Origin of the sequence: Cellulomonas sp. SLBN-39 (genome assembly GCF_006715865.1) — a bacterium.
Classification (GTDB): domain Bacteria; phylum Actinomycetota; class Actinomycetes; order Actinomycetales; family Cellulomonadaceae; genus Cellulomonas.
This window is the reverse complement of the sequence record NZ_VFOA01000001.1, coordinates 3566558-3578628: the sequence shown is the minus strand read 5'-3', so window position 1 is coordinate 3578628 and position 12071 is coordinate 3566558. Positions and strand designations below refer to the sequence as shown.

The 12071-nt window shown below is 73.4% G+C and carries 15 protein-coding genes and 3 pseudogenes; 12 read left to right on the top strand and 6 right to left on the bottom strand.

All coding sequences use genetic code 11. The annotated features are described in order from the left end of the window. Positions 1-28: 28 nt before the first annotated feature. The 3 genes from FBY24_RS16325 (at position 29) to FBY24_RS16315 (ending at position 1677) form a co-directional block, all read left to right on the top strand. Complete coding sequence (locus FBY24_RS16325; RefSeq protein ID WP_140458965.1) at positions 29-292, top strand: phosphoribosyl-ATP diphosphatase; 264 nt, start codon at positions 29-31, stop codon at positions 290-292. Between the two features lie 75 nt (positions 293-367). Then, positions 368-1216: an ATP phosphoribosyltransferase gene (gene hisG / locus FBY24_RS16320; protein ID WP_140458964.1), complete on the top strand. Its 849-nt coding sequence runs from the start codon at positions 368-370 to the stop codon at positions 1214-1216. Beyond that, entirely contained in the window at positions 1213-1677 is a 465-nt protein-coding gene (locus tag FBY24_RS16315) for a PH domain-containing protein (RefSeq protein WP_142162188.1), read from the top strand. Before hisG ends, FBY24_RS16315 begins: the two co-directional genes overlap by 4 nt. A gap of 35 nt (positions 1678-1712) precedes the next feature. Here FBY24_RS16315 and FBY24_RS16310 read toward each other — a convergent pair whose 3' ends face one another. The 3 genes and pseudogenes from FBY24_RS16310 to FBY24_RS19810 all read right to left on the bottom strand — a co-directional run. After that, positions 1713-1982: a Rho termination factor gene (locus tag FBY24_RS16310; RefSeq protein ID WP_142162186.1), complete on the bottom strand. Its 270-nt coding sequence runs from the start codon at positions 1980-1982 to the stop codon at positions 1713-1715. Between the two features lie 321 nt (positions 1983-2303). Continuing rightward, positions 2304-2381 (bottom strand): annotated as a pseudogene (locus FBY24_RS19815) (hypothetical protein); the annotation flags it as partial. A 15-nt stretch (positions 2382-2396) separates the two neighbouring features. Further along, positions 2397-2507 (bottom strand): annotated as a pseudogene (locus FBY24_RS19810) (hypothetical protein); the annotation flags it as partial. Between FBY24_RS19810 and FBY24_RS19805 the strand changes: the two are divergent. Both FBY24_RS19805 and FBY24_RS19800 read left to right on the top strand, forming a co-directional pair. Continuing rightward, a pseudogene (locus tag FBY24_RS19805) lies at positions 2461-2625 on the top strand (recombinase family protein); the annotation flags it as partial. The pseudogenes FBY24_RS19810 and FBY24_RS19805 overlap by 47 nt on opposite strands. A gap of 16 nt (positions 2626-2641) precedes the next feature. Beyond that, positions 2642-3031, top strand: coding sequence for a recombinase family protein (locus FBY24_RS19800; protein ID WP_222117259.1), 390 nt, complete (start codon positions 2642-2644; stop codon positions 3029-3031). A 577-nt stretch (positions 3032-3608) separates the two neighbouring features. Here FBY24_RS19800 and FBY24_RS16290 read toward each other — a convergent pair. Next, positions 3609-4250, bottom strand: a complete 642-nt coding sequence (locus FBY24_RS16290) for a hypothetical protein (RefSeq protein WP_142162184.1) — start codon at positions 4248-4250, stop codon at positions 3609-3611. A gap of 1050 nt (positions 4251-5300) precedes the next feature. Between FBY24_RS16290 and FBY24_RS16285 the strand changes: the two genes are divergently transcribed. Continuing rightward, on the top strand, positions 5301-5696 hold the full coding sequence (locus FBY24_RS16285) for a hypothetical protein (RefSeq protein ID WP_142162182.1): 396 nt from the start codon (positions 5301-5303) through the stop codon (positions 5694-5696). An 18-nt stretch (positions 5697-5714) separates the two neighbouring features. On the opposite strand, the gene FBY24_RS16280 is transcribed toward FBY24_RS16285, so the two are convergent. Further along, complete coding sequence (locus FBY24_RS16280; RefSeq protein WP_255432536.1) at positions 5715-6032, bottom strand: YciI family protein; 318 nt, start codon at positions 6030-6032, stop codon at positions 5715-5717. A gap of 150 nt (positions 6033-6182) precedes the next feature. Then, complete coding sequence (locus tag FBY24_RS16275) at positions 6183-7346, bottom strand: DUF3866 family protein (protein ID WP_142162178.1); 1164 nt, start codon at positions 7344-7346, stop codon at positions 6183-6185. A 129-nt stretch (positions 7347-7475) separates the two neighbouring features. On the opposite strand from FBY24_RS16275, the gene FBY24_RS16270 reads away from it, so the two are divergent. The 6 genes from FBY24_RS16270 to FBY24_RS16245 all read left to right on the top strand — a co-directional run bounded on the left by FBY24_RS16270 (position 7476) and on the right by FBY24_RS16245 (position 12010). Beyond that, positions 7476-8519 (top strand): YafY family protein, encoded by a 1044-nt coding sequence (locus tag FBY24_RS16270; protein ID WP_142162176.1) that lies wholly within the window; start codon positions 7476-7478, stop codon positions 8517-8519. Then, positions 8512-9498 (top strand): YafY family protein, encoded by a 987-nt coding sequence (locus FBY24_RS16265; protein ID WP_142162174.1) that lies wholly within the window; start codon positions 8512-8514, stop codon positions 9496-9498. The genes FBY24_RS16270 and FBY24_RS16265 overlap by 8 nt, the downstream gene beginning before the upstream one ends. Positions 9499-9503: 5 nt before the next feature. Further along, positions 9504-9836, top strand: coding sequence for a hypothetical protein (locus tag FBY24_RS16260; RefSeq protein ID WP_142162172.1), 333 nt, complete (start codon positions 9504-9506; stop codon positions 9834-9836). 123 nt (positions 9837-9959) lie between these two features. Beyond that, a complete protein-coding gene (tatA, locus tag FBY24_RS16255) occupies positions 9960-10241 on the top strand; it encodes a Sec-independent protein translocase subunit TatA (protein ID WP_142162170.1) in 282 nt (93 codons plus the stop codon). 49 nt (positions 10242-10290) lie between these two features. After that, a complete protein-coding gene (gene tatC / locus FBY24_RS16250) occupies positions 10291-11076 on the top strand; it encodes a twin-arginine translocase subunit TatC (RefSeq protein ID WP_142163652.1) in 786 nt (261 codons plus the stop codon). Between the two features lie 16 nt (positions 11077-11092). After that, complete coding sequence (locus tag FBY24_RS16245; protein WP_142162169.1) at positions 11093-12010, top strand: diacylglycerol kinase family protein; 918 nt, start codon at positions 11093-11095, stop codon at positions 12008-12010. Positions 12011-12071: the final 61 nt, after the last annotated feature.

Here is a 12071-nt window from a genome sequence, read left to right as displayed (position 1 = left end):
GGGCCCCGCGGGCGTCTAGAGTCGGCGCGTGAAGTCGTTCGAGGACCTGTACGCCGAGCTCGCCGAGAAGGCCGCGACCCGCCCCGCGGGGTCCGGCACCGTCGCGGAGCTGGACGCGGGCGTCCATGCCATCGGCAAGAAGATCGTCGAGGAGGCCGCCGAGGTGTGGATGGCCGCCGAGCACGAGTCCGACGAGCGTGCCGCCGAGGAGATCTCCCAGCTGCTGTACCACCTGCAGGTGCTGATGCTCGCGCGCGGGCTGACGCTGCAGGACGTGTACAAGCACCTGTGAGCGCCGCTGCCCCGAGCACCCCGCGCGCGCCCCGACCGTCCCCCTGACGTCCCTTCCCGTACCCCCGAGGACACCGTGCTGAGGATCGCCGTCCCCAACAAGGGCTCGCTGAGCGAGCCCGCCGTCGAGATGCTGCGCGAGGCGGGCTACCGCCAGCGCCGCGACTCCCGCGAGCTCGTGCTGCCCGACCCCGACAACGACGTGGAGTTCTTCTTCCTGCGTCCGCGTGACGTCGCCGTGTACGTCGGCGCCGGCACGGTCGACGTCGGGATCACCGGCCGCGACCTGCTCATCGACTCCGCGTCCGCGGCGGTCGAGCACCTGCCGCTGGGCTTCGCCCGGTCGACGTTCCGGTTCGCCGCGACCGCGGGGCAGCTGCACGACGCCCGCGACGTCGCCGGTCTGCGCGTGGCGACCTCGTACCCCGAGCTCGTCGCGGCGCACCTGCGCGAGCGCGGCGTCGAGCCCGCATCCGTCGTCCGGCTGGACGGCGCGGTGGAGTCCGCGATCCGCCTCGGTGTGGCCGACGTGATCGCCGACGTCGTCGAGACCGGGTCGACGCTGCGGGCCGCGGGCCTGGAGGTCTTCGGCGAGCCGATCCTGCGCTCGGAGGCCGTGCTGGCGCGTCGGGCGGACGTCGACGCCCCCGCGGGCCTGGACGTGCTGACGCGGCGCCTGCAGGGCGTGCTGACGGCCCGCGAGTACGTCCTCATGGACTACGACGTGCCGCTGGAGCTCGTCGACCAGGCCGTGGCGATCACGCCGGGACTGGAGTCGCCGACGGTGTCGCCGCTGCACAACGGGCAGTGGGCGGCCGTGCGGGCCATGGTGCCGCGCGCGCAGACCAACCGGGTGATGGACGCCCTGTACGACGTCGGCGCGCGGGCGATCCTCGTCACGTCGATCCACGCCTGCCGGCTGTGACCGCGGGCGGGACCGCGAGCGACGGGCCCGCGGGCCTCGACGCGCCGTTCCGGCCGCGCCTGGCGAGGTTCGTGACCCTGGGCGTGGCGGCCGCCGTCGCGGTGCTCACCGGTGTCCTCGTCGTCGTCATGCCGGGGCTGGGGCCGCTCGACCAGGCGGGTTTCGTGGCGTTCGGGGCGCTGATCGTGTGGTTCTGCTGGCGGCAGGCCTCGGTCAGCGCCGTCCCCGACGCCACGGGCCTGCGCGTGCGCAACCTCGTGGTCACCCGGCACGTGACGTGGGCGCAGATCGTCTCGGTGCGGTTCGGTCAGGGCCGCGCGTGGGTCCAGCTCGACCTCGCCGACGGCGACACCCTCGCCGTCATGGGCGTGCAGCGCGCCGACGGCGCACGCGCCGAGCAGGAGGCCCGCCGCCTGGCGACGCTCGTGGCCCGCCGCTCGACGACCCGCCGCGACGACTGACGGTTCGCCGTCGGCGTTCAGCGCCCCTGCAGGGCTCAGTGCGAACGCAGGGCGTCGACCAGCTCGGCCTTCGTCATGGTCGACCGGCCGGTGACGTCGAGCTCGGCCGCACGACGCCTCAGGTCCGCGACGGTCCAGTCCTCGTAGGAGCCGGACCGGCCGCCCTTCGCCGCGACGTCCTCGCGGCTGCTGCGCGCGGCGGCGTTGGCGATCCGCGCGGCCTTCTCCTTGCTGCTGCCCTCGTCGCGCAGCTTCTCGTACAGCTCGGGGTCCTTCACGCTGGGTCCGGGGTCACGCCGGGGCATCGGTTCACCTCGTTCCGACGGGGACGCGGCGGCAGGCGGCGCGCCGTCCCGTCGAGCGTAGGTCGGTCCTGGACGGTGCGCCCGCGCCGAGAGACCCGGGCACAGCGCGACCACGGTGGTGATGGGTCCGCTCGCCGTGCCGGCGTCGCGTCGTTCGGCCAGGATGCGGGTCGGTCGCCCGGACCGGTCGTAATCGGTGTGGGTGTGCGCGGCCCAGCGGGAGGCGTCGGCGTTGGCCCGCAGCCAGGTGTCGGTGCGGCGGCCGTGGTCGTCGACGGCGTGCCGGGTCGTGCCGGTGACCTGATCGGGGCCGGGGTAGGTCATGGCGACCAGCGCGCCGGCGGTGTCGTAAGTGTTGGTCGTGGTGCCGTCGGAGTAGGTGGTAGAGGCCAGGCGCCCGGCCTTGTCGTAGGTCTAGGCGATGGTCTGCCCATCGACGGTGTTGACCCGTGAGCGCACGTTCGAGAGCTGGTCGTAGGTGTACGTGGTGGTCCCCGTGGGGTCGGTGCGGGTATTGAGCCGTCCGGCGGTGTCGTACCTGCGGACCGACCACGCGTCCGGGTCGCGGGCGTCACGTCCGGCGTTGGACGAGCTGCTGGCCTACGCCCGCCCCAGGGACATCCTGGTGGTCTGGCGCTTGGACCGCCTCAGGCGGGTCCGTGGCGCACCTGGTCGCGGTGATCGCCGACCTCGACGCCCGCGGCATCGGGTTCCGGTCGGTCACGGCGGCCATCGACGCCACGACCGCGAACGGGCGGCTGATGCTGCACGTGTTCGCGGCGCTGGCCGCGTTCGGGCGAGGCCTGATCCGCTCGCACCCGTGGCCGCATCGGCGGCCAGCCCACCGTCTTGACGCCCTAGCGGCGCGGCCGCCGACGACCTTCTGGCACGCCCTGGCACGAGCGTGGACGCGGCCGCGCGGGTCTCGCTGCGCCTCTAGCTCGACGAGCGCTGGAGCACGCGCCGTGGGCGGGGCGTTTCCGGGTGCCGTTGCGTCAGTGAGCCGCATCGAAACCCCAAGCCCGAGCCCGACCAATGATCGAGATTAGGCGGTGTGCTCTGCAAAGGCCAGAATGGTGGGGAGTGTTGGAAATGTAGCGTCTACGTCGCCCTCTGGTGGCATGTTGTCTCGAGAGCCGAACTCATGGCGGCGTCCGCGAACTTCGCCGACCGCACCCGGCTGCGTGGACCCAGATCGTTCGCCAAACGGTGTCGAGTCTCCCCTACCGGTCGGTCTCTAGTGGCGGTAGAGTGCAGCCATGTTTGGTACCCGAATGCTCGCTGCAACTTCTCTCAGTGTCGTATTGGCCGTGCTACTTGCGGTGGTAGTCGCGTGGCGCGTTGCGGTCTTCTTTGCGGCATTTATGAGAAGGAGGGCCTCTTGTGATCCCGTCGGAACCGACCAGCGTGACGCGCCCTAGTTCATGCTAAGGAGGGAGTTCCCCAACACTCTCCGTTTGGGCGCAATTGGGGCGCTGCCGTAGTCGTCTCGCCATCATCTCCGGCGAGTGATCCCTTCCGAGGGATTGGCCAAAGCGCGCAGCGGTACAGAGGTGATAGTTGCCTGAAGGGGTGTCACCGACTCGTGACACCCCTTCAGGGCTGGCTGACGCTACCGAATTGGCATCAGTATGTGCTGACAGTCGTGTCCTGGACTCGAATACCAATCTCTGACTGAACAGTCGTGCCAGTCTTGTTGATCTTGGCCGTGTAGGTCATCGCGGCCCAGGCGGGACCGGCGGAGTTCTGCGTCGCTCGCTTGATTCCTCCCTTAACAGAGCAAGGGCCAAAGACGTTCCCGCAGGTCTGAGCCCGGTAGTCTCGGATCGAAGCGTCGTGCTTGGTTTGCGCGATGCGATAGTCGAACTGAAAGCTTGCGGTCGTGATTGCGTCGCTGACGCCGAGTTTGCAGTTGATGCGCCAAAGGCCGCTGAGAGTGCAGCCCTTCAGGGATGACATAGGCGACACGGTTCCAGCGGAAAGTGTTGTCGGCTTCTCGATGTCGATCCATCGGCGGGAGCCGTCGGCGAATTCCGAGACTGTGCGAGTGGCGTTGGGAAGGTCAACCGTAAATGTATCGACCGGCTCCGCGCCGATCATTGAATCGAGCGGCTCGCCTGCCTGCAGTTTGGCGATGAGAGCGTCCTGAGCCTCAGGCGCGATACCGCCGGATGTCATCTGGTCGCGAATCGCAGTGATAGTTTCCGGATCAATAAGTTCGCCTGTTGTCTCGGCGCTCGCAGGTCCTGCGGGCGCGAGTGCGAGCATCAAAAAACCGATAGTCACTAGGGCAATTTGTCGCGATTAATTCCGGAGTTTGCCGGCAATCGAGATGAACATTTAACATGCCTCCCTTAGTGCGTAGTGCAGGGGCTGTGGGGGTCAAGGTGTCGGATGTTCCGCGAAAGTAGTCCGAGAAACAGGTGGTCGCCCTGGGCAATAGCCCCAAGATGGGTTGAGACTAGAGCCTGCGACGGTGTGGGTCAAACACTGATATTCCTTGGGTCCTATGTGGTATGGCTGCTGATCTTGTTGACCTTGGCGCCCGCCCGTTCCGTTGGTGGGCGCCGGGGTATGGGCGGCCGGTCGCGGTTGTCGCCACCGGGCGGGACGAGCCCGGCGTGGACCGCCAGGCCACGCGCGGGTTGCTGTCGCTGGGCGGGCACCACCCCCCGGCAGCCCTGACGGGCTGGGAGCGGGCCCCGGGCTAGATCGTGACGCACGTGGACGGACACGACGCCCCGCACGCGCGTCGACGCTGCTGGCCCTGGCCGATAGTGGCAGGGCAACGGCGCCGCTACCGACGTCGCGGTCCGACGAGCGCTCGACCAGCGCCTGGGGTAACGACTGACACGGCCGATGGACGCGACTGTCCAGGCTGGGCCCGAGCTCGACCGCCGGCCGAGCGGGCGCCGACGCGGGGTGCGTCACGGGTTAGCCCATACGCGCGCACGTCGACCCCTCCCGCCGGCCCTCCGGGGCTGAGCCGGTCCGTGCTGGCCTGCCCCGGGCACCATCTCCCGTACCGACTGCACGAGGCCGCCGCGCACCAGGGTGGGGACGTCGTCATGCCGACCTCGGCCCAGGTGGCGACCGCGTCCGCGCTCCTCGCCGATGCCTACGGTCCACCGCCACCGCCTGTCGCGCGTGTGGGCGCCAGTCGTGCGAGCATCTGCTCTGCTGACGCACTAGCGAGTGCGGGCGATGCGCCGGCCCTTCGTCCGGTACTGGGTCGACCCCCACGATCGACGCGGGCAGGTCGTCGTCATCGTCGTGCAGCGCTCGCGGTGACACGAACCCTGGACCAGGGCGCTGGGCGTGTTCGCCGTCGCGTCCGGCACCGCGTACACCGTCGGACTCCTGCTCCTGATGACGGTGCCGGCAGACCTCCTCGTGCCCACCGCCGTCCACGCGGTCGTCGCCTGGACCGTGACGCTCCTCGCCGTCACCATCGACGCCGTCGTCGAGCGGCTGCCCCGCCCCGGCCGGATCGCCCGCGCCGGACGCCGCGGTCCCGCACCCGACGTCGTCATCAGCCACATCGCCTCCAGCACCGCCAGCGGACTGCTCGCCGTGCGGGCCCACCTGCGCGCGCACCACCGCGGCGCCCGCGTCGCGGCGCGTGCCCGGGACGCGACTGCCCTCGAGCTGTTCGGCCGGCTCGGCCTGCACCCGGTCACCCCGGGAGCCGGGTGGACCACAGGCACCGTCTGACACTCCTGACGGGACCGCTCACAGGAATGCGCGCAGCTCGACCTTCCGCCCGCACGCCCGCGACCCGTCGACCGCCAGCTCGAGCGCCGCCTCCTCGTCCGGTGCGTCGACGACCCAGAACCCCGCCACGTGCTCCGTCGTCTCCGCGAACGGACCCTGCGTCACCAGCGCCTCGCCCGGCCCGGTCGCGTCGACGACCCGCGCCGTGCCGGGAGAGGCCAGGCCCCCGGCGAGCACCCACGCCCCCTCCGCCCGCAGGCGCGCGTTGAAACCGTCGATCGCAGCGGCCTCGCTCGCGCTCGCGGTCCCCGTCCCGACGTCGACCACGGACATCATGAACCTCACACGACCACCCCCTGCTCGTCACGGACCCGCTCGCCGGGACCTGCACCGACGATGACGCGCGGTGGCCCCGGGATTCGACCGCCTCCGACCGCGTGACCGACTGTGCGGCCGTCCCTGCGACCGGCGACCGCCGGGGCGACGTCAGGCGGGGGAGAGGGCCAGCTCCGCGGCGTGCACGCCGGCGACCGCCGCGGCCAGGAACGCCGCCGGGTCCCGGTCCAGGCCCCGCCCCATGGTCGACAGCCGCACCGGCGAGCCCCGCAGCGCCTCCAGCAGGTCGCCGTCGGCCACCACCGGCACCCCCGTGTGCCGCCCGCCCGGCGCGACCAGCACACCGGCCTGGTCCGCCACGCGCGCGCCCAGCGCGTCCCACGCCGCCACGTCGTCGTCCGCCGTCAGGTCCACCGGCGAGCCCGGCAGCCCCGAGAACACCGGCACCGGCACGTCGGCAGGGGACAGGGCCACCCGCCCGTACGCCGTCGACGAGTGGTGCGAGACCCCCAGGTGGCGCTCGCGGGCGTCGGCCCCCGAGACACGCAAGGACGCCACGGGCCGACCGCCCAGCACCGACGCGGCGTTCACGGCCTCGCCGGCGGCGACCCCGGAGAACCCCCACCGGGTGCCCGTGCCGAGGTTGCCCGGCCCCTGCGCCACGACCGCCAGGTCCGCGCCCAGCACGTGCCGGGCGGCCAGCAGGCCCGTGTGCACCGTCACGGCCTCCAGGTCGCCGCCGAACGCCTGCCCCGTCGTGACGCACGCCTCGACCCACCCTGCCTCCCGCAGGCCCGCGACGGCCCGCGAGAACCACGCGGGCAGCGCACCGCCGTCGGTCATCACGTACACCACGCGCACCGCCCGCCCGGCCCGGGCCGCCGCGGCCCGCGCGCCCGCGACCACCGCCGGCAGCGCCGAGTGCAGGTCCGCCACGACGACCGGCATCGCCGCCAGGTCGTCCGCGTCCCGCAGCACCTCGTGGTGCGCCGACTCCTGGTCGTCGACGCCCAGCACCATCGCCTGCAACGGCGTGTACCGGGCCTTGACCAGGTGACCCGGCCCCGGCAGCGGGTCCGCCGGCAGCGCGTCCGTGCGCGCCACCACCAGGGCGTACCCGCCCGTGCCCAGGCCCCGCTCCAGCGCCGTGGTGTTCATCAGCACCCGCGCCCCGGGCACCACCTCACCCACCAGCGCCGGGTACACCAGCGCCCGCACCGTCCGGTCCTCGCCCTCGACGGCCACGCTCACCTCGCAGGCCCCGTCCCACCGGGTCCCGCACCGCTCCACCACACCCGCACGCCACGCGATCACCCGACCACGCTACCGGCGCACCCCGCACCCACCGGCCGGCACCGCCACCCGCCCGTCACCCGCCCGTCACCCGCACGCCCCGGCGTGCTGCACCACCACCGGCCCCGACCCGCACTACCGTGGGGCACGATGCCCCCCGCGATCCCGCCCGCCGAGCGCCTGCTGAACCTCGTCATCGCCCTCGTCAACACCCCCGGGCGCATGACCAAGGAGCAGGTGCGGTCCTCCGTCGCCGGCTACCAGGACGCCCCCTCCGACGACGCGTTCGAACGCATGTTCGAGCGTGACAAGGACACGCTGCGCGACCTCGGCATCCCCGTGCTCACCGTCACCCACGCCGGCCACGGCGACGACGTCGGCTACCGCGTCGACCTCGAGCGCTACGCCCTGCCACCCATCGACCTCACCGCCGCCGAGCTCGGCGTCCTCGCCCTCGCCGCCCAGCTCTGGCAGGACCAGTCCCTGCGCGCCGACACCACCCGCGCCCTGACCAAGCTCCGCGCCGTCGGCCAGGCCCCCCAGGCCGACGACCTCGTCGCCGGCCTCGCCCCCCGCGTCCGCGCCGGCGGCACCTCCTTCGGCCCCCTCGTCGACGCCGTCCAGTCCCGCCAGGCCGTCCGCTTCACCTACGCCGCCGCCTCCACCGGCCAGGTCCGCGACCGCGTCGTCGAACCCTGGAAGCTCCTCGCCCGCCGCGGCGGCTGGGTCCTGCTCGGCCGCGACCGCGACCGCGACGCCGCCCGCTCCTACCGCCTCACCCGCATCCGCGGCCCCGTCCGCACCGTCGGCGACCTCGGCTCCTTCGCACCCCCCGCCCCCGAGGACCTCGACGCCGCCGCCCACGCCTGGGGCGGGGGAGCGGAGAACCTCGCCCTCCTCGCCGTCACCCCCGGACGCGCCGGCGCCGTCCGCGCCCGCGCCGTCCCCACCCCCGCCGACCCCGACCTCCCACCCGGCGCCACCACCGTCCTGGCCGACCGCGACCTCGTCGCAGTCCCCTACCGCCACGCCTGGGAGCTCGCCGAGCACGTCGCCGGCTACGGCGACGCCGTCGTCGTCCTGCACCCCACCGACGTCCGCGACGCCGTCCTCGACCTCCTCCACGGCGCCGCCGACCTCGACACCCGCCCCGCCCGCCGCCCCACCACCAGCACGGAGGTGCGCGGTGCCTGAACGCGCCAGCGACCGCCTCGTCCGCATGCTCGGCATGATCGCCTACCTCGAACGCCACGACCCCGTCCGCGTCGAGGACGTCGCCGCCCAGTTCGGCGTCACCCCCGCCCAGGTGATGGCCGACATCGACACCCTCTGGGTCACCGGAACCCCCGGCTACCTCCCCGACGACCTCATCGACTTCGACGCCACCTCCTACGAGCAGGGCGTCGTCCGCCTCACCGAGGGCCGCGGCCTCACCCGCCCCCTGCGCCTCGGCCCCCGCGAGGGCGTCGCCCTCGTCGCCGCCCTGCGCGCCCTCACCGCCCTGCGCCCCGCCCTCGACCCCGAGCGCGCCGCCGTCCTCGACTCCGCCCTCGCCAAGCTGACCACCGCCACGGGCGACGCCGCCGCCGGCGTCGACGTCCGCCTCGACGTCGAAGGACGCCCCGACGTCGTCGCCGCCCTCGGCGCCGCCCTCGCCACCCGCCGACGCCTGCGCCTGCGCTACACCGACGCCTCCGACACCACCACCGAGCGCGACGTCGACCCCATCCGCCTCCTCACCCAGGACGACCACTCCTACCTCCTGGCCTGGTCCCTGCCCGCCGACGCCGAACGCCGCTTCCGCACCGACCGCATCACCGCCGCCACCGTCCTCGACACCCCCGCCGACGACCACGACGTCACCCCCGACGCCGACCACTTCCACCCCGACCCCCACGCCGACCTCGTCACCCTCCACCTCGCCGGCCCCGCCCGCTGGGTCGCCGAGTCCGTCCCCGTCGAGACCGTCCGCGACCACACCGACGGCACCTTCGAGATCGACGTCCGCGTCGTCCAGCCCGCCTGGCTGCGCCACCTGCTCCTCCAGGTCGCCGACGACGTCCTCGCCGTCGACCCCCCCGACGTCGGCGCCGACGTCGCCCACCACGCCCGCGCCGCCCTCGACGCCTACGCCCCCCTGCTCGCGCCCACCCCCACCCGTACGGCAGGCTGACCGACGTGCTCTGGGGAACCGTCTGGACCGTCCTCGCCCTCGCCACCCTCGCCGGCGCGGCACTCCTCGCCCGACGTCTGTGGCGCTCCGCCGTCGCCCTCGGCCACGAGCTCTCCCGCGCCGCCGACGTCGCCACCCGCCTCGCCGACCGCACCGCCGCGCTCGAGGAGATCGCCCGCGCTCGCGGGCCGGTGACGCAGCCGGCGCTGGGGCAGGACCCCGAGGTGCTCGCGGCCCGCTACGGCGTGCTGCTCGCCGCCCGCCGGGACCGCCGCGACGCCCGCCGCGACCGCCACCGCGGCACGGTGCAGGCGTCGGTCACCCGCTGGTTCGGCTGACGTCGGCGCGGTCCGTACGCAAGCGCTTCGACGAAGTGCGTGCCTCGCGCCCAGATCGACGTTCGCCCGGCGGGCGAGGCCGTACACTCGACAGGGTCAGCACCGTCCGACGGAGGAGTGGTCGTGCTCAGGAACGGACTGCAGCTCTCGCACATCCTGATCATCCTGGTGGTCGTGCTCCTGCTCTTCGGCGCGAACCGGCTTCCCGGGCTGGCCAAGAGCGTGGGGCAGTCGCTCAAGATCTTCAAGAGCGAGGTCAAGGACCTCACCAGCGACGACGACAAGCCGGCAGAGCCGGCGACAACGTCAGCAGCGCCGTCCGCGCAGACGCCCGACCCGGTGACCCGGACGGCGGAGCGGGGCACCGACGTCCCGCCCCCGCCCAGCACGTCGCCGCGCGCCTGAGAGTCCCGTGAGCCGTTCCCGTCGACCGGGCAGCGAGCCCGGCGGCCGGATGCCCCTGCGCGACCACCTGCGCGAGCTGCGCCGGCGCCTGACGTTCATCGCCCTCGGGCTGACTGTCGGCGCCGTGGTGGGCTGGTTCGTGTACGACCCGGTGTTCGCGCTGCTCCAGCGCCCGATCCTCGACCTCGCCGAGGCGCGGGAGCAGACGGTCGCCCTGAACTTCCAGGGCGTCGCCACCTCGTTCGACATGCGGATCAAGGTCTCGCTCTTCCTGGGCGTGATCCTGTCGAGCCCCTGGTGGATCTACCAGCTGTGGGCCTTCATCACGCCCGGCCTGACGCGCCGCGAGCGAACCTACGCCGTCGCTTTCCTCGGGGCCGCGGTGCCCCTGTTCCTCGGTGGCGCAGCTCTGGCGTGGTGGGTGCTGCCGAACGCCGTCGCTCTGCTGACCGAGTTCACGCCGGACGAGGCGACCAACCTGATCGACGCCCAGCTCTACCTGAGCTTCGTCATGCGGGTCATCCTCGCGTTCGGGGTCGCCTTCCTGCTGCCCGTGGTCATGGTGGCCCTCAACCTCGCGGGTCTCGTCCGTGCGCGCACGTGGGCCGTCGGGTGGCGCTGGGCCGTGCTCACAGCATTCGTCTTCGCCGCGATCGCGACACCGACCCCCGACGTGGTGACGATGCTGTCGGTGGCCTTCCCCGTGTGCATCCTCTACTTCCTCGCGCTCGGGGTCTGCGTGCTGCACGACCGACGCGTGGACCGTGCACTCGTCGCTCAGGGACTCCCACGGCTCGACGGGACCCTCGCGGACGAGGACGCCGCGACCGCGTGACGTGCGTGAGGACGGGGTGAGCCTCGTCGGGCTCGTGGTGAACCCCGTCGCCGGCCGCGGCCGCGGGAGCCACGCGGGCCGGGCCGTGCACGACCGGCTCGCCGGTGCGGGGCACGCCGTGCGCGACCTGTCCGGGCCGACGCTCGCGCACTCCGCCGACCGGGCCCGCGCCGCGGTCCTCGCCGGGCTCGACGCGCTCGTCGTCGTCGGCGGTGACGGCATGGTCCACCTCGGCGTCGGCCTCGTGGCCGGCACCGGGCTGCCGCTGGGGGTCGTGGCCGTCGGCACCGGCAACGACGCGGCCCGGGCGCTGGGCCTGCCGCGGGGCGACGTGCGCGCCGCGACCGACGTCGTCGACGCGGCCCTGCGGGCCGGGCGTGCCCGATCGGTCGACGCGGCCCGCACGGGCCGGCCCGGCGCCGGTGCGCGCGAGTGGTTCCTCGGCGTGCTGTCCTGCGGGCTCGACGCCGCCGTCAACGCCCGTGCCAACACGCTCCGCCGCCCCCAGGGCAACGCCCGGTACCTCGCAGCCCTCGTGCCCGAGCTGGCGCGGTTCCGGCCCTACGGGTACCGCGTGCGCGTCGACGACGTGCTCTGGGAGCAGCCCGGCACGCTCGTCGCGGTCGCCAACGCGCCCTGGTTCGGCGGCGGCCTGCACGTGGCACCCGACGCCCGCCTGGACGACGGTCTGCTCGACGTCGTGCTGGCGGGCTCCTTCACGCGCGTGGGCGCCCTGGGCGTCTTCCCGCGGCTGTACGGGGGGTCGCACGTGCGCGACCGGCGCGTGCGGGTGCTCCGCGGACGCACCGTCGTCGTCGAGGCCGCGCCCCACCACGGGCCGCCTCCGCCTGCGGCGTTCGCCGACGGCGAGCGCATCGGCCCACTGCCCCTGACCGTCGAGTGCGTGCCCGGGGCTGTGCGCGTCCTCGTCTGAGCCGCCGCGCCAGGACCGCCGTCACCCGACGGCCGCACCCGCGGAGCGCGCCCGCCGACCG

What these genes read in the sequence shown, in the direction of transcription:
- FBY24_RS16310 (WP_142162186.1), bottom strand. Translation starts at nt 1,982, where the DNA reads ATGCCCCGGCGTGACCCCGGACCCAGCGTGAAGGACCCCGAGCTGTAC.
- FBY24_RS16290 (WP_142162184.1), bottom strand. Translation starts at nt 4,250, where the DNA reads ATGCTCGCACTCGCGCCCGCAGGACCTGCGAGCGCCGAGACAACAGGC.
- FBY24_RS16280 (WP_255432536.1), bottom strand. Translation starts at nt 6,032, where the DNA reads ATGATGTCCGTGGTCGACGTCGGGACGGGGACCGCGAGCGCGAGCGAG.
- FBY24_RS16270 (WP_142162176.1), top strand. Translation starts at nt 7,476, where the DNA reads ATGCCCCCCGCGATCCCGCCCGCCGAGCGCCTGCTGAACCTCGTCATC.
- tatC (WP_142163652.1), top strand. Translation starts at nt 10,291, where the DNA reads ATGCCCCTGCGCGACCACCTGCGCGAGCTGCGCCGGCGCCTGACGTTC.